Genomic DNA, 25,201 nt, shown 5'->3' with positions numbered 1-25,201 from the left:
ACTCCAATCTTCTTGCTGAGTGTTAAATTATTATTTTGGTAGTTTTGATTTCATATATTCTTCAGCCACATTGAGTACATACTCTTGGCAAGCTTCTCCTGTACCAGGGTCATAAGCTCCGTTATTCGTAATATTATTAGATAAGATGCGAATGCCTAAAAACGGAACATTCAACTGACTTGCAATTTGTGCAACTGATGCTGCTTCCATTTCCTCAACTGAAGTGCCATAACGCTGATGGAAAAATTGAATACGATCAAGTTCGTTATTCCAAACATCTGCTGAACCAATTGTTCCCTCAACCACCTCACCTTTGTCATAACGGACTTTATGTGCCGCCATTAATAGCTCTTGATCACCTTCAAATTTGCGTATTGCTATCGGTTCTGGATTAGACTCCTCTGTTGGCAAAACATCAAAAGCTTCAATCCAAGTGAGTGAATTTGACCCAGCACCCAATGGCTGTTTAGGAGTTCTAAATGCACCAATATTGGTCGCATATTTTCCTAAAACAATATCGTAAACATGTAGATCTGGGTCGTGCCCACCTGCTGTTCCCTGATTAATGATCGCAATCGGTTTATAACGCTCAATAGCTAAGGCAGTTGCTGCGGCAGAATTGCTCATCCCCATACGGGTTTTGGAAATAATCATTGGATAACCGTTATAGGTGCCCTTCCAGAATTTCCACCCACCAATTTCTTCAACAGTCTTATTCTCTAATTTTGAAGCCATTTTTTCCGATTCTACTGGCAAAGCACCCTGAATAATAATCGGCTGTAATTTCTGTTTTTGTTCCTGAACTGTTGGTGTTTGTGAAACAGAAGAGTCGTCATTATTGCATCCGACTAAAAATAAAGCGCTACATAAACTGATTACGCCAAAAGCACATTTAAATTGCATTTTTTACCCTTTCTTTTTAAAAAGTGTAAAGTAGCAATCTATATGCCAATTTCAAGTTTAGCTTTGTTATTAAAATTCAGTAATTTAATTTTCTATTTTAACCAGACAATAAAAAACCCGACTTAAAGTCGGGCTTTAATAAGTTAAAAAATCCGCTTGTCATCACGTGTACGTTGTGGAATTTTTTCAATCTGTTCCCACATAACTTTAGCAATATCAATATAACTATCAGCCGCATCATCCATTGCTACAACACTTGGTTTACCCTGATCGGCATGCTCACGGATCTGAGCGTTTAAAGGTAAACGACCTAACAATGGAATGTGGTACTGTTCAGAGAGCTTATCACCGCCACCAATACCAAAAATTTGTTCTTCATGACCACAGTTAGAGCAAATATGGGTCGACATATTCTCAACGACACCTAATACTGGAATGCCAACCTTATTAAACAACTCAATACCTTTTGTAGCATCCAGTAAGGCAACATTTTGTGGTGTAGTCACAATGATTGAACCAGTCACTGGAATACGCTGTGCAAGCGTGAGTTGAATATCACCAGTACCCGGTGGCATATCAATCATGAGCACATCTAGATCAGGCCAAAGTGTTTGGTTAAACAATTGCATTAAAGCACCCGTTGCTTTTGGTCCACGCCACGCGACAGGTGTGTTGTTATCACCAGTTAAATGTCCAATCGATAACACGGCCATTCCATAGGCATCTAAAGGCACGAAATTTTCACTTTCAATAAGAGGTGTTTTGCCTGCATTGCCTAGCATTGTCGGAATACTTGGGCCATAGATATCGGCATCCAAAACCCCAACCTTAAGTCCCATTTTTTGCAAGGCAAGTGCTAAATTGACCGTAGTTGTCGATTTACCAACACCGCCCTTACCAGATGAAACTAAAATAACATGCTTAATGCGTGGATGAAGTGGAACATCTCTTTGTTGTGGAGCAGCTTTTTGAATAGGGGGATTATTCGGATCTGGTTCTGATTTAGGTGAAGCATCTAGTACAGGAGGTAAGTTTGAACTTTCTTGTGTAGGGCGCTTCTGTTGAACCACATGCAGGTTTAATTCTTCAATACCACACTTTTCCAAAGCCCCAGCCAAATCATCATGAATTTGCTGCAAGTGCTCTTTTTCATCAGGAAATGTATTAATAGTAAGTTGTAATACACGCCCCTGAATTTGGAGCTGACTAATGCGATCTTTTAAAGCATCTTTTGAATGGGGTAGTAAATAATTTTGGAGTACGGTTTGGATTTCATCTTCTTTCACTTCTTGTGCGGGTGAAAAAACAGACTTTAGTGAAGAAAGCCAAGACATATTGTTTACTCCAAAAACAGATCATTACAGCTTAATGGAGATAGTGTAACAGTATTGGTCCGCACTCGCTCACCTTGGGATGAATAATTACTCACTTACAATCTCATCTTTTAGGTGAGGAGTGCAGATTTTAGTTTAGATCAGCTTATTCAGCAGAATCATGGTTTTTCAATTTATTTAACTTATCAGTTGCTGTTTTCTTTAACTCATCAAATTTTGCTGTTGCTTGAGTTTTTAACTCATCAAATTTTGTTGCAGCCTCATCTTTTAGCTCTGCAGCCTTAGCTTTGGCATCATCAAGTTTATGGCTTGCCTCAGTGCGTAAATGATCAAACTTGTCTTGCAGAGTGTGCTGAACATCTTCAAGTTTGCCTTTCAAATCACTTGCTTTATCTTCAACCGCCTCTTTACCAGCAGCTTGCTTCTCTTTTACATTTTCCTTTAAATCATCCAAAGCTTTTTCGCCTTGAGCTTTTGCATCTGCCGCTTTTGCCTTTAATTTGTCTACTGTATCTTCAACTGCTTCTTTACCAGCAGCTTGTTTCTCTTTTACATTTTCCTTTAAATCATCCAAAGCTTTTTCACCTTGAACTTTTGCATCTGCCGCTTTTGCCTTTAAATCATCTAATTTATTTTCAGTAGTCATCGTTGTTATCCTCTAGTTAATTAAAAAATTACCTGAATAAGTTATTAGTTATACATCGTTATGGCTTGTTTTCTGACCGTAACTGCAATTTGAAACAAAGACAATACAGGAAGATTCAAATATTTTTCGATTTGTTTATCTGTTCTAAAGAGAAATAACTTCGCAACTAAAAACCAATTTTTACGAATACTCATTGTTACCCCATAAAGATTATTATCCCGCCACTCAAGCACAATTCTCACCTTGTGCTTGGGCAAAGATTATTAACCTTTGCTTATCCCACCACTCAAGCTTAGCTCTCATCTTGCACTCGGACAAAGCGTTGCTTTGTTTTTCCTCCTTCATCAGTTAAAATCTTCCACCTTATAAATACGAATGAGAGAATGAAATCCGTGCGTAAAATTTTAGTCACTAATGCCCTTCCTTACGCTAATGGTCCAATTCATATGGGTCATTTACTCGGTTACATCCAGGCAGATATCTGGGTTCGTGCCATGCGGGCAATGGGTCATGATGTGACTTATGTATGTGCGGATGATGCTCATGGTACTGCCATCATGCTACGTGCTGAGGCAAATGGTATTAGCCCTGAGGAGCAAATTGCGAACGTTCAGAAAGAACATATTCGTGATTTTGATGGCTTCGGAGTACATTTCGATCACTATGATTCAACTCATAGCGATGCCAATAAAGCACGTTCAACAGATATTTATATTAAAAACCGTGAAGCTGGAAATATTGCAGTTCGTCCTGTAACTCAATTATTTGATCCAGAAAAAGGCATGTTCTTATCTGACCGCTTCATTAAAGGTACATGCCCGAAATGTAAGTCTGAAGATCAATACGGCGACTCATGTGAAGTTTGCGGTACGACTTATAATGCAACGGAGTTACTTAACCCGCGCTCGACTTTAAGTGGGGCAACACCAGTTGAAAAATCTTCAGATCACTATTTCTTTAAACTACCGAACTTCGCTGACTATTTACAGAAATGGACCCGTGATGAAGGTCGCTTACCTGTTTCGATTGCAAACAAACTCGATGAATGGTTTGAAGCCGGTTTAGCAGATTGGGATATTTCTCGTGACGCGCCATATTTTGGTTTTGAAATTCCAGATGCACCAAATAAATATTTCTATGTTTGGGTAGATGCACCAATTGGTTATATGTCTAGTTTTGAAAATTACATCAAAGCGAAACGTCCAGATTTAAACTTTGATGATTTCTGGAAAAAAGACAGCCAAAACGATGTTTACCATTTCATTGGTAAAGATATTGTTTATTTCCATGCATTATTCTGGCCTGCAATGTTAGATGGCGCAAACTATCGCACTCCAACTGGTCTGTTTGTAAATGGTTTCTTGACTGTGAACGGACAAAAGATGTCTAAGTCTCGCGGAACTTTTATTAAAGCAGAGACTTATTTACAGCATTTAAACCCAGAATATTTACGTTACTACTTTGCCTCTAAACTTTCAGATAAAGTTGAAGACTCTGATTTAAATCTTGATGATTTTATTCAAAAAGTAAATTCTGACTTAGTCGGTAAAGTAGTCAACATTGCTAGTCGTTGCGCTAAATTTATCAACAGTAGCTTTAACAATACTTTATCTGCTGAATGCGCAGAACCTGAATTGGTGCAAAGCTTTATTGATGCAGGTGATTCAATCGCTAGTGCATATGAAGCACGTGAATTCTCGCTAGCTATTCGTGAAATCATGGCGCTAGCTGACCGTGCAAACCAATATATTGATGAGAAAAAACCTTGGGCACTTGCTAAACAAGAAGGTCAAGAGCAACAGGTTCTTGATGTATGTTCAGTTGGTATCAACTTATTCCGTCAATTAGCAGTGTACTTAGCCCCTGTTCTTCCAACTTTGGCTGAGCAAGTTCAAGGTTTCTTAAAACTTGAAAGCTTTAATTTCGAAACACGTAAACAAATTCTTGTAAGCCACGAGATTGCACAGTTCCAACCGCTCATGCAGCGTGTTGATCCAAAAGCTGTTACCGCAATGGTCGATGCTTCTAAAGAGTCTTTAGGTACTCCTGCTCCAGAAGCAACTAAAGCAACAGCGAAAAAGGACAAAGCTGCCGAGAAAAAACCTGCCCCTGCTCCAGCAGTGGGTGAAGCTGAAATTATCGGTATTGAAGACTTCTTAAAAGTTGACTTACGTGTTGCTCAGGTCGTTGAGGCTGGTACAGTTGAAGGTTCAGATAAGTTACTTCAACTGACGTTAGACGTTGGTGAAGCTGAACCACGCAATGTATTCAGTGGCATTCGTAGCCAATATGCACCAGAAGATTTAAAAGGTAAATTGGTCGTCATGGTGGCTAACCTTGCACCACGTAAAATGCGTTTTGGTATTTCAAACGGAATGGTACTTGCTGCTGGAAATGGTGAAGGTATTTTCATTATTTCTCCAGATACAGGCGCGAAACCAGGCGATAAAGTTTCTTAATCTGTCTTAATAAAAAAGCTTCCTGAATTGGAAGCTTTTTTATTTTAGGAATATCAAAACTGAGTGAATTAAAATATTAAATAAATTTAGGAAGCCAGTGCTTTCAAATTATGACCACGGCCACCCTTCACAAGGGTTATTAAATAAAACATGTATGTTTCCTAACTCCTCATTTGTTAAATAACCGTTCTTATTTTCATCTAGATAATGAAATAGCTCTGTTTGCTTGTTTTCACCTTGAAAACGTTTATCGCTCGGCCAGTTGTAAGGATAGAAATCTTCAACACGCTGAAATTCTTTTAGACTATACATGCCATCATGATTTAAATCATATTTTTCCTGAAAAAGCTTCCAATCTAAAGAAGCAGGCTCACATGCATTTACCATATTCAAAATACAGTAAGTTGCACATCCAGCAAGTAACTTAATAGTTAGCTTGCTCATGATTATTCACTTGTATATCGGAAATTTTATAATCCTTTTCATGAACTGGAGTACCCACAATACTCATGGTCCGCTCATTTGCTGGCTGTTGCTTGCTCATTGTTCTCATCTCACATCCTGTAGTTAAGATGAGAAAAACTACAGAAATGCTCACCATTAGTTTTTTCATAACGTGATCCTCATTTCTTTTTGTTTTATTTATTAAGTTACCACTTTTAAAGTGTTTAAGTGCTAAAAAAGATATTTCAATTTGTATATATTTTACGCAAAAATAAAGCCAGACTATAAATAGCTGGCTTTGGATTTTTTAGATATTTTAATTAAAGACTTATCATTTGAAGAAAATTAACTTTAAGCCTAATACACTCACAATACTTCCAGCTACTCGGTCAACGCCAGTTTTTGCTTTTAAGTACATTGTTCTAGGCTTCTCTGAAGATAACAGCATTGCCACACATGAATACCAACCCGCATCAATCATAAAACAAATCACTGGTAATGCGACGTAGTAATAATTTGGGATTTCTTTGGGCAACAAAGCAGTAAATACACTCGCTAGCACGACTGCAATTTTCGGATTACTTAATTGCGTAATCAAACCATAACGATATGCCTGTTTATAGGTCATTTTTGATTTGCCATCATTTTCCATAGCAATTGGTTCTTTGGCATGTTTAATAATTTTAAAAGCCAGCCAAAGCAAATACAGTCCACCACCAATTTTTAAAATTAAATATGCAGAAGGTACTGCCAGTAAAACTGCTTGCAATCCCATAACAGCTAATAGGCCAAACAGAGCTGCGCCCGTTCCTGTTCCTAACGCTGTAAACAAGCCATGTTTACGTGATTTAGAAATTGAATTTTGCGCTACATAAATAAAGCTTGGCCCAGGGCTTATTGCTCCAAGCATCAATGCCATAGCAATTGAAAAAAGAGGAATAAGGGACTCAAACATTGTATTGACCTAGCATCACGCAATTGCGCGGTATTCTAACAGCTTTTTATGACGCATATAAAAATGCAGAAGATATAAATGATGAAAATTGAATTTTCATGTTTTTACAATTTATATCTTCACAACGGACAAAAATGTCCGTTAAATATATCACCTTTGAAACTCCCCAATCGATGACATGAGTAAACGTCAAAAAATTGCTGCCCACAATCGGGATGAATTACTCAATGCAGCCGAAGAATGTTTTCGTATTCATGGCATTAATGTTCCCTTACAAGTTGTAATTGACCACGCTGGTGTTGGCAGAGCAACTTTTTACCGCAACTTTTGTGATCGCAAGGCTTTAATTAGCGCGCTTCTAGAGCGTGCGATTACACAGCTAGAGCAAAAAGCAGCTCATTTTCAACAATTCGAGGATGGTTTATTTCGTTTAATTGAAGGACATATTGGGCAACTTCCCAAGCTCGCAATTTTGCAAGATTTTTGGAGAGTAATTGATCGACAAGACCCAATTATGTTAAAAATTTATGAACGGCGAAATAATGCACTTAACCCACTGATTGAAAATGCGATAGAACAAAAACTGTGCCGAGCTGATTTCACTGCCAATGACTATGCAATGGTCACTGCAATGTTGGGTTCTTCATTTCAAGGACATGAGCCAGAAGAACAGACTCGCTTAGCAAAACGAGCAATTGAATTACTATTTCATGGTATTCAAATACAAAAAATTCGAGGGATAGAATGAGTAAAACGCCTCGTTATTTAGAAACACCACCCGACTGGACGCCAGAAGAGCAACCGACTCTACCTGGTTCACCAGCAGCTATTGCGCATTCTGTACCTAAGCGTTTTATTTACTTTTTTATCGGTTTATTTATCGCCCTGTCGGCAAGCTTAAGTAATGGTTTTATTACAGCAAACTTACCCCTAATCCAAGGTGAATATGGCCTGACACCTTCCGAAGCTGCTTGGCTGCCTGCGGCATATGTTATGGCAAATGTCAGTTCAAACCTGATTTTATTTAAAGCCAGACAACAATATGGCCTGAGAGTATTTTCAGAAATAGGGCTCGTTATTTTTATTGCCGTGCTGGTTTTACATATTTTTGTGCATACCTATGAAATGGCTTTATTCGCACGGGTCGTGGCAGGTTTAGCAGGAGCTCCTCTCAGCTCTTTAGGTATGTATTACACCATGCAGGCTTTTAAAAAAGCAGACATGGCAAAAGGAATATATATCGCCTTCGGCTTTCAGCAACTTGGCGTACCGTTAGCTTGGATTATTTCTCCATTTCTTGTCAGTACAGACAGTTGGTCTGTTCTTTACACCTTTGAGCTTGGTTTAGCACTTTGTTGTTTAGCCATGGTTGTTTCATTGAAATTACCACGTAGCTTACGAATCTATGTTTTTGAGAAGCAAGATTTCTTTACCTTTGCTTTATTGGCTCCTGGCTTTGCCTGCTTATGTATTGTGCTCACGCAAGGCCCAATTTTATGGTGGTTTAATAGCGAATGGCTTGCTTACGTTTTAATTGCAGGTTTTAGCTTAGTTGTTTTAGGTTTGCTCTATGAACACTATCGTGCCAATCCATTAATTATGACACGTTGGTTAGGTGCGTCTTCGACCCTACGTTTCATTTTTGGTGCTTTTGCTATTCGACTTTTAATGTCAGAGCAAAGCTATGCTGCTGTTAACTTTTTAAAAACAATGGGAATGGGTCCTGACCAATTTGTTCCACTCTATGTTGTCATATTAGTGGGGATTTTAAGTGGAACACTTTTTAGTGCACTTACTTTTTCACGCGAACGAATTATCTTCCATTTACTTTTTGCAGAGTTCCTGATTTTGGTTGCTTGTGGACTAGATTATCACCTAACCAGTGATGTTCGACCTGTGAATTTCTTTGCAAGTCAGTTTTTAGTCGGTTTTGCTGGTGGTCTATTTATTGGCCCACTGCTTCTGATTGGCTTTGCACAAACACTTGCTAAAGGCCCATCTTACGTAGTGACCTTTATCGTATTATTTTCTGCTACCCAAACTTTTGGTGGTCTTGTTGGGTCTTCTTTCTTCTCGACCTATCAACAACATCGTACGCAAAACTATCAGGCAGAGATTATTAAAGATTTAGAACAAGCAGACCCTCTAGTCGCTCAAAGGCTCTCGACCTATCAACGCAGTGCATCCATCACCACTACTGACCCAGCATTACAAACAGCTCAATCCATGCGCTCACTTAATCAAGTGGTCACTCGTGAAGCCCAAGTTCGTGCCTACAATGATGTTATTGCTTTAAACGGTATTTTTGCCGTCGCCCTACTCTTATGGGGTGGATTTAATATTGCGCGTAGTAAATATCTACAACGCAGAGGGATTAGCCGTCCTTAATAGCTTTCGTATTTGATGAAATAGAAATTGAGATTGATATATGTCAGATGATCAAAACAAACCAGAACCAACACCAGCTCAGGTACCCGCCAACGAGCCAACACCTGCACCTGCACCTGCACCTGCACCTGCAAGTAAACTGATTCCGACAAAACGCTCAACACTGTTATGGATGTTAGGTGTTCTTATTGTCGGTATTTTAGTGATTTTATGGGCATGGAGAATCGGGCCATTTGCAACGAGTGTCCAGCAAACTGACAATAGTTATGTCAAAGGTAAAACTACGATTTTATCGTCCCAAATTAATGGTTACGTTAAAGATGTAGTCGTTAAAGACTTTGATCATGTCAAAAAAGGTCAAGTGCTCATGCATATTGATGCAACTACTTATGATCAAAAAGTAATGCAAGCAGCTTCTGGTGTTGAGCAAGCTAAAAATACCTTAGCCAATCAAACTCAATCCATTGCCCAAAAACAAGCTGACATTGTGGCGGCACAAGCTAAAGTGGATCAAGTCAAAGCTCAATATGAACTTTCTTTAGCCCAGCTTAGACGCTATCAACAGCTAGGAAATAGTGGCGCAGCTTCTAAATCTGAGCAAGATAAAGCCGCAGCAGATGCTGAAAATAACCTTGCAGCACTGAAGCAAGCAGAAGCTAATGTATTAGTTGCAAATGAAGCACTTAAAACAGCACAAGTTGCAGAAGCTGGTTTAGAAGCACAAGTTTCAAGTGCTAAAGCACAGTTAGACCAAGCACAAACCACCAAAGACTATAGCGTTATTGTTGCTCCGATGGATGGCCAACTTGGTGAAGTTAACCCTCGTGTTGGGCAATATGTAGCAGCAGGGTCACAGTTACTCTACCTCATTCCACAGCAAACGTGGGTGATTGCCAATTTCAAAGAAACCCAAATTGCCAATATGCGAATAGGTCAGAAAGCATGGTTTACAGTCGATGCGATGAAACACAAAAAATTTACGGGACATGTTGAGCAGATCTCACCTGCTGCGGGTTCTGAGTTCAGTGTGTTAAAACCTGACAATGCGACAGGTAACTTTACCAAAGTTGTGCAACGAATTGCCGTGCGTATTACTATTGATCCAAATCAAGAAGGAATGGAACATTTACGCCCTGGCATGTCCGTGGTTACTTCTGTCGATACAAATTCGTAAACAGCTTTTTAAAGTTCTATTTAAAAAGTTACAATGTGATCAATCATTATTTTCTCAATTTCTAATGTTTGATCACATTGCTCAATCAGTTCCTTATCAACATATTCAACTACCTAATCCCCTGCATCTCGACATTAAGCGGCTAGATTTAATTCATCCTCAAATTTCGGGTAATAAATTTTTCAAACTAAAATACAATCTGCTTGCCGCAAAACAACAAGCGTTATCAGGCGTTTTGACTTTTGGTGGGGCTTATTCAAATCATATTGCTGCAACTGCGTATGCAGCTTATCTTTTTGGCTTTAAAAGTGTAGGCATTATTCGTGGTGAAGAACTAGCAACCCAACCTCTTAACCCCACCTTGGCAAAAGCTCAAAGTTTAGGAATGCATCTACATTTTGTCTCGCGCACTGAATATCGCTTGAGGGATGACGCAAACTACCTTCAACAATTACACAATCAATTTCCTGAAAGTTTCATTATTCCTGAAGGTGGTTCTAATGAGCTAGCAGTTCAAGGTTGTCAGGAGATTCTCAGTCAAAGCGATTTACAAAACTATGATGTCATTTGCTGTGCGGTTGGAACTGGAGGAACGATTTCAGGGCTCATTGAACGAAGTGCACCGCATCAAAAGGTTCTAGGATTTTTAGCATTAAAAGGCGACTTTCTACAACAAGATATTATGCAGTGGACTAAGAAACAGAATTGGTCGCTGACAGATGCCTATTGCTGCGGTGGTTATGCGAAAACTTCATCTGAGTTACTGGCATTTATAGAAAATTTCGAAGAACAATATGCTATACCCCTTGAACCGATCTATACGGGAAAAATGATGTTCGGTCTATTTGACCTTATCAAAAACAACTACTTCCCTGAAGGAACTCGCATTCTGGCAATTCATTCTGGTGGCTTACAAGCAGATATAAGAAATAAACCAAGCTACTGACTCACAAATATTTAGGGAGCCTTATTCACCAGAGTGGTAAATGTCTTTAGCATGACTAAGGCTCAGCATGATAGTATATGCCCCTTTTTAATTTTCAAGATTAATCGAGAACCTCTTATGTCTAACAGCCATGTTGATGTCATTGTCTTAGGTGCAGGTGCTTCTGGACTCATGTTGGCTGCACATGCTGCTAAACGCGGACGCTCGGTTTTAATTTTAGAAAAAGCCAATAAAATTGGTAAAAAGATTTTAATGTCAGGTGGCGGTAAGTGTAACTTTACCAATCTGTATGTCGAACCTGATAACTATATTTCTCATAATCCGCACTTCGTTATTTCTGCCCTGTCACGCTATAGCAACTGGGACTTTATCGGTTTGGTATGTGACTACAAAATTGCCTATGAAGAACGTAAACACGGGCAATTATTTACGCTAAACGGCGCTAAAGAAATTTTAGAAATGCTTGTGAACGAGTGTAATAAAACCAAAAATGTGGATATTCAAACCCATTGCGAAGTTGGCCAAATTACACCCTTAGAACAAGGTGGGTTTTCACTAAACACCAATCAAGGACATTGCACTTGTGATTCTTTAGTTATTGCCACTGGGGGATTATCGATTCCCACATTAGGTGGTTCCGGTTTTGGCTATGAACTAGCACAAAAATTTGGCCATCAAGTTTTTCCAACTCGTGCGGGTTTAGTTCCATTTACTTTTTCAGATCACATTAAAGAGGTGACCACACGTTTAAGTGGTAATGCTTTGGATGTGACGTTAAGTAACTCAAAAAATAGCTTTACTGAAGCATTATTATTTACCCACCGTGGCTTGAGTGGGCCAAGTTCTTTGCAGCTTTCAAACTATTGGAACTCAGGAGAAAGTTTTAAAATTGACTTCTTCCCTAGCCAAGATTTAGCAACCTATTTAAAAGATAAAAAGAAAGCACAGCCGAAAGTTTTATTACGTACCCTTCTTAATGAGTTTACTGCCAAAAGTATTATCCAAGAGTTACAACAACTCATATGGCCAGAACAGAGCGAAATAGCGATTGGCAATATCAGTGATGCACAGCTAGATCATATTGCCGAGCAGCTACATGGCTTTGCAGTTAAACCATCTGGCACAGAAGGATATCGTACCGCTGAAGTTACTTTAGGCGGAATAGATACAACAGAAGTATCTTCTAAGACCATGGAAAGTAAAAAGCAGAAAGGGCTATTTTTTGTTGGCGAGGTACTCGATGTCACGGGCCATTTAGGGGGCTACAACTTCCAGTGGGCTTGGTCTTCTGCCTATGCTGCTGCCCAATATGTATAAGCTAATTTGAGTTTTTCGAACTACTTGATGCGTTCGATGAATCTTGTGACTGAGAAGTAGTCTGTTTTGAGCTTTCCGACTTACTAAACACAAATTTATAAGCACTTGCTAAAAACCCTACCGTAATTCCGGCAATGACAATCGGTGCTAAAAAACGACCTGGTTTCTTCATCGTATTTTCCTCACTTATTTGTTTTTATAACGGCCAAAAAAGAACGACCACTCAATATAGAGTGGTCGAACTTATCACAAAAATCAAAGATTTTTTGTACTGTTTATCTGAAATTTAATTTAATTCCCTTAAATTTCATCATTTTCGCCTGTAGAACCAAACGGTTTATTCACTGGCGGTTGTGCTGGATTCACCTGTACAGAATCTGCTGGTTTTGCATCAGATGGAGCTGTTGATGGTGGCGTTGTTGGTGTAGATGGAGTTGTTGACGTAGTTGTAGCTGGAGCTGAACTACTCGTAGTAGAAGGCGGTTGATAAAGAGGATTTGGTTGATTCGCTTCTTTTTTCGCTTTATCAAGTAAATCAGTTAAAAGTCGTTCTGCTGGTTGGCGACCACCTAAACCGAATGCAAGAGCGAAAGCCACGGCAACCGCGCCTAGAGTCAAACCAAATGCAAGGTTAACAATTGAATCTGCAATACCCATTGCTCTTAAACCAAGCGCAAGTACCAGACCAATAATTAAAACACGAACTAAACTAGCTAACCAACGTGAACTATTATATTCACCACGTTGAACTACATTCGCTACAATATTCGCTAGCCAGAAACCAATTACTAAAATTACAGCACCCAATAGAATGTTTGCACCGAAATGGATAAACATTGCAATGAGACCACTAATTTGATCGAAACCAAGACGGTCCGCTGCTTCAGATACTGCAAACAGCATAGTAAAGAATACAATTAGCCAGCCAACTGCATTAGAAACTTTAGTTTGACCTAAAAAGCGTTGTACATCTAATTTTGCAGGAATTTCATCAACACCTGTTCCTGCAATTAATTCAGCTACTAAGCGGCCAACAAAACGAGAAACAATATAAGCAACCAGTAAAATTAAACCAGCCGCAATAATGTTTGGAATTGCTTGCAAGATTTCATTTAGCATTGCTGTCGCAGGTTGAGAAATTGTCTCAATACCTAAAGCTTCGAACGCTACAATTAATGTAGTAATAATGATGATGGCAAAAACAAATGAACCTAAGAATTTGCCTACATTAGAGCTTTTGAAAAGACCAATTTTTTCCGCTTGAGCCTGAACACCTAAGCTATTTACTAGACCTTCAACAATACCGCGTACAATTTTTGCCAAGATATAACCAACAAAAACGATAACGCCAGCAATAAAGATATTTGGTAAGAAAGCTACGGCATCATTTACCATATTTTGAACTGGAATGAGTAAGCCTGTAAGTCCTAATATTGAAAGAACAATCGGAAGGAAAAGTAACAATACAAGCCAGTAAAGAATTTCACCAATGTTCTGGCTAATTCCACCTACACCCACTTCACTGCTTAATTTATCATCGAGCTGGGTTCTGGATAAAACATTGGTAATGCCTGCCCGCACCAGTCGAGCAACGATCCAACCAATAAAACCCACCACTACAGCAGCAATAATATTTGGAATGTAGACCAGTACCTGATTTACCATGTTGCTGAATGGGCCACTCACTCCACTAATGTTGAGCACATTTAGAGCAGCAACAACAGCTAAAATCAAAATAAACCAGAATACAACCTTGGAGATCAGACCTTCAATATTTGGCGCTCTGCCAGTAGCTGAAGATAGTTTGGCATTGGTATTTACTTTTTGTAGAAGCTTTTTCACACCTGCTGCTACTAATAAAGCAATTATCCAACCAACCAATAAGATCACTACTGCAGCCAGGATAGGATGAAACTGATCCCAGTAATACATCGCATCAAATTGAGCGCCGCGAGGCCCATCAAAAAATTCATTCATATTGTTATGTCCTCAATTGTTATGTTCTTTTCAGTGTTATCTCTAGGAAACACCATTCGTTGTAAAAAATGACGATGAATGCGGTCTATCTCACATTATGTTTTGAATATTTTCTAATCAACACACTTCTGCACAAATACAACAAATTGATGCAAAAGGTTGCAAAAAAGCCTTCAGGTTTACACCTAAAGGCTTGATATCAAGTTAAACTGATTCTCTTATTACCCTGTGTAGGTCTTTAAATTCAAATCAGAACTACCCTTAATTACATGTGGTGTGGTCTCATTTTGAAATGCTCCTTCTTGTTTAGGAGTCTGGTTGTGGTCAGCAACCATATAGACAATAAGTGCAAGAAGAAAAAGCCCAACAATAATTAAAATATAAACTGGCAGTCTTCTTTTTTTCGCAGTTTCTTCAGGACTCGTCACATGAGGTGGTTTTGAAAAGTCATGCATCTTCTTTCCCCTCTTCTATTATCATTAACTTTATATTCATCATAGCAATTTGCTTTGTTGCATTGTGTGAAAAAGCATTATTGGAAGGTGTCTGTAGTTGCAAAACTCTACTTTTAAATAAATAAAAATAGTATAAAATTTGCACACATTAATTTAGACAATTAAAAATAATTTCTCTTTATTCACGAACTTCGTCTATTCCCCATTTGTAATACAATATGTTTTAGCGCTTACTTTTTATAAAATAGGCTATAATAAGCCCCCTTGTTTTAAAGCTGCTCTATTTTATGATGTATCGTCAGCAAAACGTAACTCTTGATCTCGACACTGACGTCACACATCAATGTTATATACACCAGACGAGAGATGAACATCTGATTGGTATTATTGAATTTAATAAACCAAGTTATGAACTCAAGTGGGGTGATCTGGAGTATTTTCGTCGCCGTACTGAAGAGTTTTCAGTGATGCCATTTCCTGACTGCATTAACGCCATGATTGTTGATATTCGTAATATCAATATTTTTCTGGACAATGAAGTTCCAATTTTACCTTGGCGTTTACTTGAAGAAGACTGCCCTGTTCGCTTAGTTGTTCCGCAAGATCGTTTAGAACATTATGCAGGCCTTTTTGAACCGACTTGGCTTTCAAGTGATGTAGACAGTGCAATTTCCGAAATTCGTGAATTTATGGATATGTTTGTCCATTAATAAACATATCCATAAAAATAATTTTAAAGTTCTTTTAATTGTCTTTTGTTACCAGTAATTTTCTACTGCAATATTTCCCTCACCTCGACGATTCATCGTCAAACCACGGCGCTTTAAAGCATCTTTCGTGTCATCTACCATTTCTGGGTTTCCACAAAGCATGACATGGCTTGTTGCAGAGCTCAGTTCTATACCAGCAACTTTTTCTAATTCACCGTTCTCAATCAAAACTGGCAAACGATCATGTAACTGTGCTGATGGGTCACGAGTGATAATTGAAATAAATTTAAAACCGATGTGTCCTTCCCCAAAAGTTTCAGCAATTTCTTGAATACGATCGACATAAGCTAATTCAGCTGCAGTACGGACACTGTAGACCAGATTAATCTTTTGATATTTAGACCATGTATCGAAGTCTTGTAGCATCGACAAAAACGGCGCTAAACCCGTACCTGTTGCCAATAACCATAAATCATGCGGTAAAGGCTGCTGATAGCGAGCTAAAGTAAGATAACCATAAGGTATTTTTTCTAAGTAAAGCTCATCACCTACCTTCAAATGTTGAAGATTTGAGGTAAATGCACCGTCAGGTACTACAATCGAGAAAAATTCTAGCGTTTCATCAAATGGAGACGACACTACCGAATAGGCACGAACAACAAGTTCCTCTCCAACTTTCAGTCCAATACGCGCAAATTGCCCAGCCGTAAATTTAAAATGTGCAGGGCGAGTCATGGTGAAACTAAAAAGAGTTGGCGTCCAGCGGTGTACAGATAAAACTTTTTCTACGCTAAATTTTTCAATTGACATGATTTCAACGTGGCATGAAATAGTGCGCTCATGTTAGCATGACAGCCGAAATAATGAATACTTTTAAACGTTAAGGCTTTTTAAACATGCGCATGACATTACGCCAGTTGGCTGTTTTTGTAGCAGTCGCTCAAGAAGGAACTGTCACCAAAGCCAGTGATGCGGTCAGACTGACGCAAAGTGCAGCAAGTATGGCTTTAGCCGATTTAGAGGATGGTCTTGGTGCCCCTCTATTTGATCGTTTAGGTAAACGACTACAACTCAATGATCTTGGTCGGTTTTTATTGCCTCAAGCGCTAGAAATATTAGGTCGCTGTGAAGCTTTTGAGCAAGCTGCAAAAGGTGAGTTACAAAGCATTGATTTACGTATTGGGGCAACTCTAACGATCAGTGATTATCTCATGCCAGATTTAATGGCGAACTTTTTACAGTATCATCCAAAAGCACACCTGCAATTACAGGTAGGCAACACACGCCAAATGATTGAAGCAGTCAATCAGTTTCAGCTTGATTTGGCATTAATTGAAGGCTCATGTCACCTGCCTCAACTTCAATGTATTCACTGGCGAGATGATGAGCTTGCAGTATGCTGCTCCCCTAATCACCCTCTAGCACGTTTAAATCGACCTTTAACTGCGAATGATTTTTATCAAGTTGAATGGATTTTACGTGAGGAAGGTTCGGGAACTCGTGAAGTGTTTGATAATGCTATTTTGCAAGATCTCCCAGATGCCAATATTCGCCTAACCTTAGGTCACAATGAAGCAATCTTGAAAATTGTTGCTGGTGGCTTAGGAATGTCTTGTATCTCTAAACTTGCTATTGAACCTTTAATTGAAAAAGAGCAATTAGTTATTTTAGAAACACCATTCTGGCAACTTACTCGCCCACTTTACATGTTGGTGCATCGTCAAAAATACCAAGGCCCTGGCCTCAAAGCATTCTTGCAATTCTGTGAAGATCAAGTTTAAGACCTGATCTTCTAGTACCATCTTGAGTCATTCTCACATGGCTCACCATTTTTCATTTTATTATTTATGGGTTAAGACAATTAAGGGAAGCTACCACCTCCCTTAATTTTGTATTACTTACTTGTTCGAAACGTTATCAATAATCATCTCTGTCTGTCACGGCTAAACTCGACAATAAGCTAGCCTTAAAGATTGAGAATCTCTATTAACGACGAAAATGTGATAACAACTCTGACGTAATCGCTTTATTATGATCAGCGATTTTATTCTTCTTTGTTTTAGCCGGATTAGGATCAATACGCTCGATCTTGATAGCCTTAAATTTCCCCTGATTATCTGCCGCAAGAAATCTCACTTTTTCATTTCTTTTTGGCTCACCTTCGGATGCAGGGAAATCAGAAATATGAAAGAAAATATCTCCTTCAGTAGTCGAAATAAAGCCAAATCCCTTATCAGGATCATATTGTTTAACTTTTCCGGTATAAAATTCTTGCTTCATGATCTTTACCTTACTTTTTCAATACTGTCGTTACAGCAGAAAATTAAAAAGAGACTTTCAATCCGCACTCAAAACTTTACGGTTTGATTAAGTCTCTTTTATCGTTATTTCAAAATTAGTCTTTTTGGACACTACCAAAAATTTTATCGCCCGCATCACCTAAGCCAGGAACAATATAACCTTGTTCATTTAAGCCATTATCAATAGATGCTGTATAAATCTGTACATCTGGATGAGCTGCTTCAACTTTAGCAACACCTTCTGGAGCAGCAACTAATACCATAACACGTATATCTTTACAGCCACTCGCCTTTAATACATCAATGGCAGCAACTAATGAATTACCTGTTGCCAACATTGGGTCGATAATCATTGCAAGACGATTAGCGACATCTGGAACTAGTTTTTTATAATAAGTACGAACTTCTAGTGTTTCTTCATTACGCTCAAGACCTAAAACACTTACTTTTGCACTTGGAATCAGATTAAGTACACCATCCAGCATACCAATTCCTGCACGTAAAATCGGTACAATCGTTATTTTTTTACCAGCAATACGCTGTGTAGTAACAGTTCCAGCCCATCCAGCAATTTCACAATCCACCACTGGTAAATCTTTTGTTGCTTCATACGTCAACAACATAGTCACTTCCTGAGCAAGCTCACGGAAATTCTTAGTACTGATATCAGAACGACGCAACAAACCTAATTTATGACGAATAAGTGGGTGACGAATTTCTTGAATGGCCACAGATGTTACCTAAAAATATAAAAACGTATTTATTATAATCTTTTTTTAATGCTCAATAAAAAAAAGCCTCCAGATTTGGAGGCTTTTTTGTACACTAGAATTAGTGTTGTTGTGAAAGCATGAAATGTAATGGAGATAAAATTTCTGCTTTTAATGCTAAATTAATCATTGGATCTGGGTAAACACCCAAAATAATAACTAATGCAGCAGCAGCTAATACCATTAAACCACCTACTTTTTGACCCCAATGAGCATCTGCATCAATACGAGGAGTTTCTGGTGGTGTCATGTACATTACAACCATCACACGTAAGTAATAGTACAAACCAATACCACTACCCACAATAATCATTGCAGCTAAGAACCAGTGCTGAGTTGTTACAGCAGCCATTACAACCAAGAACTTACCAATGAAGCCTGCTGTTAATGGGATACCAGCCAAAGATAACATCATGACTGTTAAAGTTGCTGTAAGTACTGGACGACGCCAGAACAAACCACGGTAGTCTGCAAGACTTTGTGCTTCATCTACGTTGTTATATGGGCTAGACATTAACGCTACAGCACCAAAAGCACCGATAGTTGTTAATACGTAAGACACCACATATACAGTTACACTACCCAAGCTCGCATAAGTCATGCTAATTAAAGCAATTAACAAATAACCAAAATGAGCAATAGATGAATAACCGAGAATACGTTTTAAGTTAACTTGACGAACAGCGAGTAAGTTACCAACTAAAATCGACAATACTGCAATGATTGTCAAAATAGTGACTAACGAATCCACCATAATTGCGCCTGAAGCAAGCATATAGCGCACGAATAAACCAATGGTTGCAACTTTAGCAGCAGTCGCTAAGAAAGTTGCCATTGGCGCTGGTGCACCTGCATATACATCTGGTGTCCATTTATGGAACGGCGCAAGCGATAATTTAAACGCAACAGCAAAGATAATGAGTGCTAAACCTAATAACACCATTGGCTGTTTAATTGCGCCAAATAAAGCCTGTACAGAATCATAGAATGAAAGTGAACCAGTATATGCATAGATATATGCCATACCCATCAACAACATTGCAGAAGCTGTTGCTGAAAGTACAAGATATTTAATACCAGCTTCAAGTGAACTACTACGTTGATAAGTATAAGCAAGTAAGCCGTATACAGGGATCGACATTAACTCAAGGCTAATGAAGAACGATGCATAGTGAGAACTTGCAACCATCAACATTGCACCTGCTACTGAAGCAAGTAACAAAAGATAGAGTTCTTCGCGGTTATCTTTATAGGTTTCGATGTAAGCGTGAGACAAAGTACAACAAGCCAACGCCGCAATCAAAATCATAAATTGATAGAACATGGTAAATGGATCAACCATAAACATGCCCATCACATTTGCCGGTACAAACTTACCGCCAAATACTGCAAATAAAATATAAAGTGCAGCGAGGTTTAAACCAACAACAGAAGCTGTTGCGATTAAATTATGATTACGCTTAATTGAAATTAACAGCATGACGACGATTGTTGTTAAAGCAACAATCATCACCGGAGCTAAAGGCATAAGCGTAGCGAATGATACTGTGAAGTTCATGATTATTGGATCTCCACATGGTCAAGTTGAGTAGCTGTTTGCTGAACAGTGTCAACGACTTCTTGAACTGGCACATAACTATTGACGAACCACTGCATGCTTGAATGAGATACATCCAAGAATGTTTGTGGGTAGATACCAAGCCAAACGAGACCAATCGCACAAATCATCAAAATACCAACTTCACGAGCAGATAAGTCTTTTAGTGGACTAGTGTAGTGTTGCTTTTGTTCAGGATTTGGTTCACCAAACAAAGCGCGGTGAATCAAAATCAAGCCGTATAAGCCTGCAAATACAAGGCTGATAGAAGCAAGAATCGTGAATACAGGATATTTATTAAATGAACCCATCAAAATCAGGAATTCACCAATAAAGTTACCTAAACCTGGCACACCAACAAGAGCAGCAACGAAGAACATCAAGAAAAATGGCAAGTACTGAAGCTGGCCACGAAGACCACCCATTAAACGCAAGTCACGTGTATGTAAACGTTCGTAGATTTGACCAGACATAATGAACAATGCAGCTGATGACAAACCATGTGCCAACATCATGATCATTAGACCTTGGAAGGTCAAAATGTTACCTGCGTAGATCGCAAGTAAAATAAAACCCATGTGTGAAATCGACGTGTACGCAAGTAAACGTTTCATGTCAGTTTGCTGGTAAGCACACCATGCACCGTAGAAAATACCAATCAAACCGAAAATAATCGCAATGTCTGCAAACTGAGCAGAAGCTGTCGGGAAGAATGGAATAACGAAACGAAGCAAGCCATACGCAGCTGTTTTAATCAAGATACCCGCTAAGTCTACAGAACCTGCTGTAGGTGCTTGAGCGTGCGCATCTGGTAACCAACCGTGTAATGGGAACACTGGTAACTTCACCGCAAAACCGATAAAGAAACAGATCATGAAACCGTACGCTAAGCCAGGCGGTAAGTGATTAGCTACAGCTAATAAATAGTTGTAATCGAAACCGATCATACCTGTCATCATGTAGCCATAAACTACAAGACCAAGGATACCGATTAACATCACTAAACCAGCGATTTGTGTATAAAGGAAGAACTTAGTAGCTGCGTAAACACGTGAACGACCGTTTGAACCTTTATGACCCCATAACGCAATCAGGAAGTAGATTGGTACAAGCATCATCTCCCAGAAGAAGAAGAACAAGAACAGGTCAATCGCTAAGAATACACCGATAACGCCACCTAAACTCCATAAAAGGTTTAAGTGGAAGAAACCAACGTTCTTTTGAATTTCGCCCCATGAACAACCAACAGCAAGTACACCAAGTAACGCTGTTAATAACACCATGAGTAAAGATAAGCCATCCACAGCTAAGTGAATGCCGATACCGAGTGATTGAATCCACGGTAAATAGAACTCAGCAGACCAAGTTGGGATCTTTGAACCCATCTCATAGCTATAAGTTCCATTTTGCCAAAGTGCAAGACCTAGGCCCAAAGTAATGAGCATACCAATTAAGGCAATCCAGCGTGGCAAGGTTTTGTCGAGCTTATCGACTAACCAACAAATAAAACCAGCAATGAACGGAACAAGGATCAGCGCGGGTAAAATTAAATTGTTTTCCATTTTATTTCCCCACTACCTGAATAACGATCAAGATCATCAATAACACCACTACACCGAGTGACATACTTGATGCGTATTCACGCAATGAACCGGTTTGACGTGAGCTTGTAAAACTGTTTCCGCCTTTAACAAGGGCAGGAAGAACTAACCACAAACTGTCAATCGGGTCACGGCCAAAGATTTTGGCGAAGAATAAATAAGGTTTAACAAAAACGATGTCATACAATGCATCAAAACCAAAAGCGGTACGGCAAATATGTGCCAAACCTGAACCCAAACTTGTTTGAGCGAATGATTTCACTGCACCATAAGCAAATGTAAATAATGCTATACCAACAACTAGACCAACTAGCGCAATTCCTACTGCTAAATGCTCTGCCCCATGCATGCCTTCAACAAATTGTTCAGCCACATGGAATTCAGGAATTTTTGCAGTATTAAGAATACCGGCTACAGGTGCTTTTAATACGGCACCAACAAAAGTAGACAGTACAGCTAAAATGCCCAATGGAGCCCAGTAAGTTGCACCTTTAATTTCATGGTAAGGCGTATTTTCTTGACCAAAGAATACAACCCAGATTAAACGGAATGTATAGATTGAAGTCAGGAATGCACCTGCTACACCCACCCAATATAAGGTGTGATATAGAGCAACTGATTGACCTTGTACCCAAACTTCACCAAGAATCGCATCTTTAGAGAAGAAGCCAATGGTCAAGAATGGAATCGCTGCTAATGCACCGCCACCAATCGCGAAACAAGCAAATAGGAATTTGTTACGTTTGAACAAGCCACCCATTTTGAAGATGTTTTGCTCGTGGTGGTAAGCCAAAATCACCGCACCAGAAGACAAGAATAATAATGCCTTAAAGAATGCGTGAGCCAACATGTGGAACAAGCCAGCTTGATAAGCTTCCGCACCTACAGCCATAAACATATAACCCAACTGACTCATTGTTGAGTAAGCCAAGATACGTTTGATGTCTGTTTGAACGAGTGCAGCAAAACCTGCAACTAATAAAGTTACCGCGCCAGTTACTGAAATGAATTGCATCACTTCAGGAGCAAGTTCAAATACGCTGAATAGACGGCAACATAAGTACACACCAGCCGTTACCATTGTTGCAGCATGGATTAATGCAGAAACAGGTGTTGGACCTGCCATTGCATCTGCCAACCATGTTTGCAATGGAATTTGCGCAGATTTACCAGCAGCACCCAAGAACAACATTAATGCAGTCCAGATCGTAAGAGACGAACTCTTCGTCATTACTTCTGCTGCGTGTTCAACGATGTACTGAGTATTCAGCGTACCAAATTGTTGGTAAAGCAAGAATAAAGCGATAAGTAAGAATACGTCACCTACGCGGGTAACTGTAAATGCTTTGATCGCAGCCCAACCATTTGCAGGGTTTGCATAATAGAAACCGATAAGCAAATAAGAGCAAAGACCTACGCCTTCCCAACCTAAGAATAACAACGCTAAGTTGTCGCCCAATACAAGCACAAGCATGCTGGCAACAAACAGGTTGAAATAAGAGAAGAAACGCGCATAACCTTCTTCACCGCGCATGTACCATGATGCAAAGATATGGATTAAGAAACCAACACCTGTCACCATGCCCATCATGAGTAAAGATAAGCCATCTAAATGTAAGCTAATGCCTGGTGCAAAACCACCAACATTGAACCATGTCCACAGATTTTGAACAAAAACTTGCTGACCACTTGTGGTAAATGCCATTCCAGCAATCAATGCAAATAATGCAGATAAACCTACAGAACCTACACCAATAATTGCTGCAACATTTTCAGAGAGTTTGTCTCGTCCCGCCGCCAACAAAATGAAACCGATTAGCGGAAATAATACTGTTAGATATAAATAACTCATCCGCGCATCTCACTAGCAGCATCCACATCCAAATGATGGAAGCGATGATAGAACTGAAGGACAATCGCAAGACCGATACATGCCTCTGCTGCTGCAAGGGTCAAAATCAGAATGAACATCACTTGTCCATCTGGTTGTGCCCATACGCTACCCGCAAGAACAAATGCCAATGCAGCAGCATTCATCATGACCTCAAGGCTCATTAACATAAATAATAGGTTGCGTCGCACCATTACACCGTAAAAACCGAGTGCAAAAAGGATGGTTGCAACAATCAAACCATGTTCTAAAGGAATCTGGCCCATTATTCTTTTTCCTCTTCTGCACCTGGTTCACGTTTACCTAAGTGGTATGCTGCAACAAGGGCTGCTAGCAATAACATCGCGGCAACTTCAACCAATAATAAATAGTGAGTAAAGAGTGCTTGACCAACGACTTTTGGTCCAATCACTTGTGCCCCAAGCGGTGCTGAAATAGTAGTGTATTCACCACCAAGCATCCAAACTAAAAGCAAGCCGAGTAAGAAACTCATGAGTGCTGGATATGCCCAAGCATCTGAAGAAAGCCATTTACGTTCTTGTTCAACGGTGTGTTGACCTAAGTTAAGCATCATCACAACGAATACAAACAGAACCATAATTGCTCCAGCATAGACGATGATTTCAAGAGCACCTGCAAAAGGCGCCCCCACGATCATGAAAATACCAGCAACAGCAAGCAATGAAACGATTAGACTAAGTAAAGCGTGTACAGGGTTCGTGTTAGTCACTACACGAACCGTAGAAACGATGGCCACGAGTGCCATCAAATAAAACGGCCACATCATGGTAATAGACTCCGTACATCGATTGGTGCACTTTCTTTTTGTGCTTGACCTTTCTCTTTACCGTTAATCGCCATACCCGTTACACGGTAGAAGTTGTAGTCTGGGTATTTTCCCGGACCTGAAATGAGTAAGTTTTCTTTCTCATAAACAAGGTCTTGACGTACGTATTCGCCTAACTCGAAGTCTGGTGTGAGCTGAATTGCAGTTGTTGGACAAGCTTCTTCACACATACCGCAGAAAATACAACGTGAAAAGTTGATACGGAAAAATTCCGGATACCAACGTCCATCTTCTGTTTCTGCTTTTTGTAGTGAGATACAGCCAACTGGACACGCAACCGCACATAGGTTACATGCCACACAACGCTCTTCCCCATCTGGGTCACGCGTCAACACAATACGACCACGAAAGCGTGGCGGCACAATCTGTTCAGCCGGTACTTCTGGATATAAAATCGTGTCACGTTTACGCGTTACATGGGTAAATACCATAAACAACGAACGTACAATCGATCCGAATCCAGCTAGAAATTTATACATTTTGTACT

At 39.4% G+C, this 25,201-nt stretch carries 27 protein-coding genes; 8 read left to right on the top strand and 19 right to left on the bottom strand.

All coding sequences use genetic code 11. The features are described from left to right. Positions 1–30: 30 nt before the first annotated feature. The 4 genes from AC1PJP_RS10855 to AC1PJP_RS10840 form a co-directional block, all read right to left on the bottom strand. Positions 31–903, bottom strand: coding sequence for a 5'-methylthioadenosine/S-adenosylhomocysteine nucleosidase (locus tag AC1PJP_RS10855; protein WP_479766959.1), 873 nt, complete (start codon positions 901–903; stop codon positions 31–33). 143 nt (positions 904–1,046) lie between these two features. After that, complete coding sequence (gene apbC, locus AC1PJP_RS10850) at positions 1,047–2,237, bottom strand: iron-sulfur cluster carrier protein ApbC (RefSeq protein ID WP_479766958.1); 1,191 nt, start codon at positions 2,235–2,237, stop codon at positions 1,047–1,049. A 145-nt stretch (positions 2,238–2,382) separates the two neighbouring features. After that, positions 2,383–2,883 carry a hypothetical protein gene (locus AC1PJP_RS10845; RefSeq protein WP_479766957.1) on the bottom strand — a complete coding sequence of 167 codons (501 nt, stop codon included), beginning with the start codon at positions 2,881–2,883 and terminating at the stop codon, positions 2,383–2,385. Between the two features lie 44 nt (positions 2,884–2,927). Then, positions 2,928–3,116: a hypothetical protein gene (locus AC1PJP_RS10840; RefSeq protein ID WP_479766956.1), complete on the bottom strand. Its 189-nt coding sequence runs from the start codon at positions 3,114–3,116 to the stop codon at positions 2,928–2,930. Positions 3,117–3,275: 159 nt separating this feature from the next. Here AC1PJP_RS10840 and metG point away from each other — a divergent pair, with 159 nt between their 5' ends. Next, positions 3,276–5,342, top strand: a complete 2,067-nt coding sequence (gene metG, locus AC1PJP_RS10835) for a methionine--tRNA ligase (RefSeq protein WP_479766981.1) — start codon at positions 3,276–3,278, stop codon at positions 5,340–5,342. A gap of 108 nt (positions 5,343–5,450) precedes the next feature. Here metG and AC1PJP_RS10830 read toward each other — a convergent pair whose 3' ends face one another. The 3 genes from AC1PJP_RS10830 to AC1PJP_RS10820 form a co-directional block, all read right to left on the bottom strand. Beyond that, complete coding sequence (locus tag AC1PJP_RS10830; protein WP_004794282.1) at positions 5,451–5,786, bottom strand: EF-hand domain-containing protein; 336 nt, start codon at positions 5,784–5,786, stop codon at positions 5,451–5,453. Further along, on the bottom strand, positions 5,767–5,955 hold the full coding sequence (locus AC1PJP_RS10825) for an NF038215 family lipoprotein (RefSeq protein WP_005302999.1): 189 nt from the start codon (positions 5,953–5,955) through the stop codon (positions 5,767–5,769). The genes AC1PJP_RS10830 and AC1PJP_RS10825 overlap by 20 nt, the downstream gene beginning before the upstream one ends. A 162-nt stretch (positions 5,956–6,117) precedes the next feature. After that, positions 6,118–6,741 (bottom strand): LysE family translocator, encoded by a 624-nt coding sequence (locus tag AC1PJP_RS10820; RefSeq protein ID WP_013198835.1) that lies wholly within the window; start codon positions 6,739–6,741, stop codon positions 6,118–6,120. Between the two features lie 178 nt (positions 6,742–6,919). Between AC1PJP_RS10820 and AC1PJP_RS10815 the strand changes: the two genes are divergently transcribed. The 5 genes from AC1PJP_RS10815 (at position 6,920) to AC1PJP_RS10795 (ending at position 12,566) form a co-directional block, all read left to right on the top strand. Next, entirely contained in the window at positions 6,920–7,489 is a 570-nt protein-coding gene (locus AC1PJP_RS10815; protein ID WP_013198836.1) for a TetR/AcrR family transcriptional regulator, read from the top strand. Then, positions 7,486–9,129, top strand: coding sequence for an MFS transporter (locus tag AC1PJP_RS10810; RefSeq protein WP_049838187.1), 1,644 nt, complete (start codon positions 7,486–7,488; stop codon positions 9,127–9,129). The genes AC1PJP_RS10815 and AC1PJP_RS10810 overlap by 4 nt, the downstream gene beginning before the upstream one ends. A 40-nt stretch (positions 9,130–9,169) precedes the next feature. Beyond that, positions 9,170–10,303: an HlyD family secretion protein gene (locus AC1PJP_RS10805; RefSeq protein WP_479766955.1), complete on the top strand. Its 1,134-nt coding sequence runs from the start codon at positions 9,170–9,172 to the stop codon at positions 10,301–10,303. A gap of 64 nt (positions 10,304–10,367) precedes the next feature. Then, positions 10,368–11,249 (top strand): 1-aminocyclopropane-1-carboxylate deaminase/D-cysteine desulfhydrase, encoded by an 882-nt coding sequence (locus AC1PJP_RS10800; protein ID WP_479766954.1) that lies wholly within the window; start codon positions 10,368–10,370, stop codon positions 11,247–11,249. A 117-nt stretch (positions 11,250–11,366) separates the two neighbouring features. Next, positions 11,367–12,566: a BaiN/RdsA family NAD(P)/FAD-dependent oxidoreductase gene (locus AC1PJP_RS10795; RefSeq protein WP_479766953.1), complete on the top strand. Its 1,200-nt coding sequence runs from the start codon at positions 11,367–11,369 to the stop codon at positions 12,564–12,566. A gap of 1 nt (position 12,567) precedes the next feature. Here AC1PJP_RS10795 and AC1PJP_RS10790 read toward each other — a convergent pair whose 3' ends face one another. From AC1PJP_RS10790 to AC1PJP_RS10780, 3 genes are all read right to left on the bottom strand, one after another. Beyond that, positions 12,568–12,738 (bottom strand): hypothetical protein, encoded by a 171-nt coding sequence (locus tag AC1PJP_RS10790; RefSeq protein WP_005302987.1) that lies wholly within the window; start codon positions 12,736–12,738, stop codon positions 12,568–12,570. 128 nt (positions 12,739–12,866) lie between these two features. Next, positions 12,867–14,543, bottom strand: coding sequence for a mechanosensitive ion channel (locus AC1PJP_RS10785; RefSeq protein ID WP_479766952.1), 1,677 nt, complete (start codon positions 14,541–14,543; stop codon positions 12,867–12,869). A 221-nt stretch (positions 14,544–14,764) separates the two neighbouring features. After that, positions 14,765–14,998, bottom strand: coding sequence for a hypothetical protein (locus AC1PJP_RS10780; protein WP_005302983.1), 234 nt, complete (start codon positions 14,996–14,998; stop codon positions 14,765–14,767). A gap of 290 nt (positions 14,999–15,288) precedes the next feature. On the opposite strand from AC1PJP_RS10780, the gene AC1PJP_RS10775 reads away from it, so the two are divergent. Then, the gene (locus AC1PJP_RS10775; RefSeq protein ID WP_171056780.1) at positions 15,289–15,708 is read left to right on the top strand and encodes a hypothetical protein; all 420 of its coding nucleotides are present in this window, start codon (positions 15,289–15,291) and stop codon (positions 15,706–15,708) included. 48 nt (positions 15,709–15,756) lie between these two features. On the opposite strand, the gene AC1PJP_RS10770 is transcribed toward AC1PJP_RS10775, so the two are convergent. After that, positions 15,757–16,518: a ferredoxin--NADP reductase gene (locus AC1PJP_RS10770; RefSeq protein WP_416703385.1), complete on the bottom strand. Its 762-nt coding sequence runs from the start codon at positions 16,516–16,518 to the stop codon at positions 15,757–15,759. An 86-nt stretch (positions 16,519–16,604) separates the two neighbouring features. Here AC1PJP_RS10770 and gigC point away from each other — a divergent pair, with 86 nt between their 5' ends. Beyond that, positions 16,605–17,489 (top strand): LysR family transcriptional regulator GigC, encoded by an 885-nt coding sequence (gene gigC / locus AC1PJP_RS10765; protein ID WP_005302979.1) that lies wholly within the window; start codon positions 16,605–16,607, stop codon positions 17,487–17,489. Positions 17,490–17,694: 205 nt separating this feature from the next. Here the strand turns inward: gigC and AC1PJP_RS10760 are convergent, their stop codons facing one another. The 8 genes from AC1PJP_RS10760 to nuoI form a co-directional block, all read right to left on the bottom strand. After that, positions 17,695–17,988 carry a cold shock domain-containing protein gene (locus AC1PJP_RS10760; protein ID WP_004794308.1) on the bottom strand — a complete coding sequence of 98 codons (294 nt, stop codon included), beginning with the start codon at positions 17,986–17,988 and terminating at the stop codon, positions 17,695–17,697. 115 nt (positions 17,989–18,103) lie between these two features. Continuing rightward, positions 18,104–18,739, bottom strand: a complete 636-nt coding sequence (gene upp, locus AC1PJP_RS10755; RefSeq protein WP_004794310.1) for a uracil phosphoribosyltransferase — start codon at positions 18,737–18,739, stop codon at positions 18,104–18,106. A gap of 100 nt (positions 18,740–18,839) precedes the next feature. Next, complete coding sequence (gene nuoN, locus AC1PJP_RS10750) at positions 18,840–20,336, bottom strand: NADH-quinone oxidoreductase subunit NuoN (protein ID WP_004794312.1); 1,497 nt, start codon at positions 20,334–20,336, stop codon at positions 18,840–18,842. 2 nt (positions 20,337–20,338) lie between these two features. Continuing rightward, positions 20,339–21,937, bottom strand: coding sequence for an NADH-quinone oxidoreductase subunit M (gene nuoM / locus AC1PJP_RS10745; RefSeq protein ID WP_004794314.1), 1,599 nt, complete (start codon positions 21,935–21,937; stop codon positions 20,339–20,341). Position 21,938: 1 nt separating this feature from the next. Further along, positions 21,939–23,828, bottom strand: a complete 1,890-nt coding sequence (gene nuoL, locus AC1PJP_RS10740; protein ID WP_004794316.1) for an NADH-quinone oxidoreductase subunit L — start codon at positions 23,826–23,828, stop codon at positions 21,939–21,941. Beyond that, a complete protein-coding gene (nuoK, locus tag AC1PJP_RS10735; protein ID WP_003653467.1) occupies positions 23,825–24,133 on the bottom strand; it encodes an NADH-quinone oxidoreductase subunit NuoK in 309 nt (102 codons plus the stop codon). Before nuoK ends, nuoL begins: the two co-directional genes overlap by 4 nt. Then, positions 24,133–24,651 carry an NADH-quinone oxidoreductase subunit J gene (nuoJ, locus tag AC1PJP_RS10730; RefSeq protein ID WP_014205902.1) on the bottom strand — a complete coding sequence of 173 codons (519 nt, stop codon included), beginning with the start codon at positions 24,649–24,651 and terminating at the stop codon, positions 24,133–24,135. Before nuoJ ends, nuoK begins: the two co-directional genes overlap by 1 nt. Further along, positions 24,651–25,193, bottom strand: coding sequence for an NADH-quinone oxidoreductase subunit NuoI (nuoI, locus tag AC1PJP_RS10725; protein ID WP_013198843.1), 543 nt, complete (start codon positions 25,191–25,193; stop codon positions 24,651–24,653). The genes nuoJ and nuoI overlap by 1 nt, the downstream gene beginning before the upstream one ends. Positions 25,194–25,201: the final 8 nt, after the last annotated feature.

The sequence above is a fragment of the Acinetobacter sp. V116_7 genome (assembly GCF_056735735.1).
The sequence above is the reverse complement of the archived record's forward strand: the minus strand, read 5'-3'. Positions and strand labels throughout refer to the sequence as shown.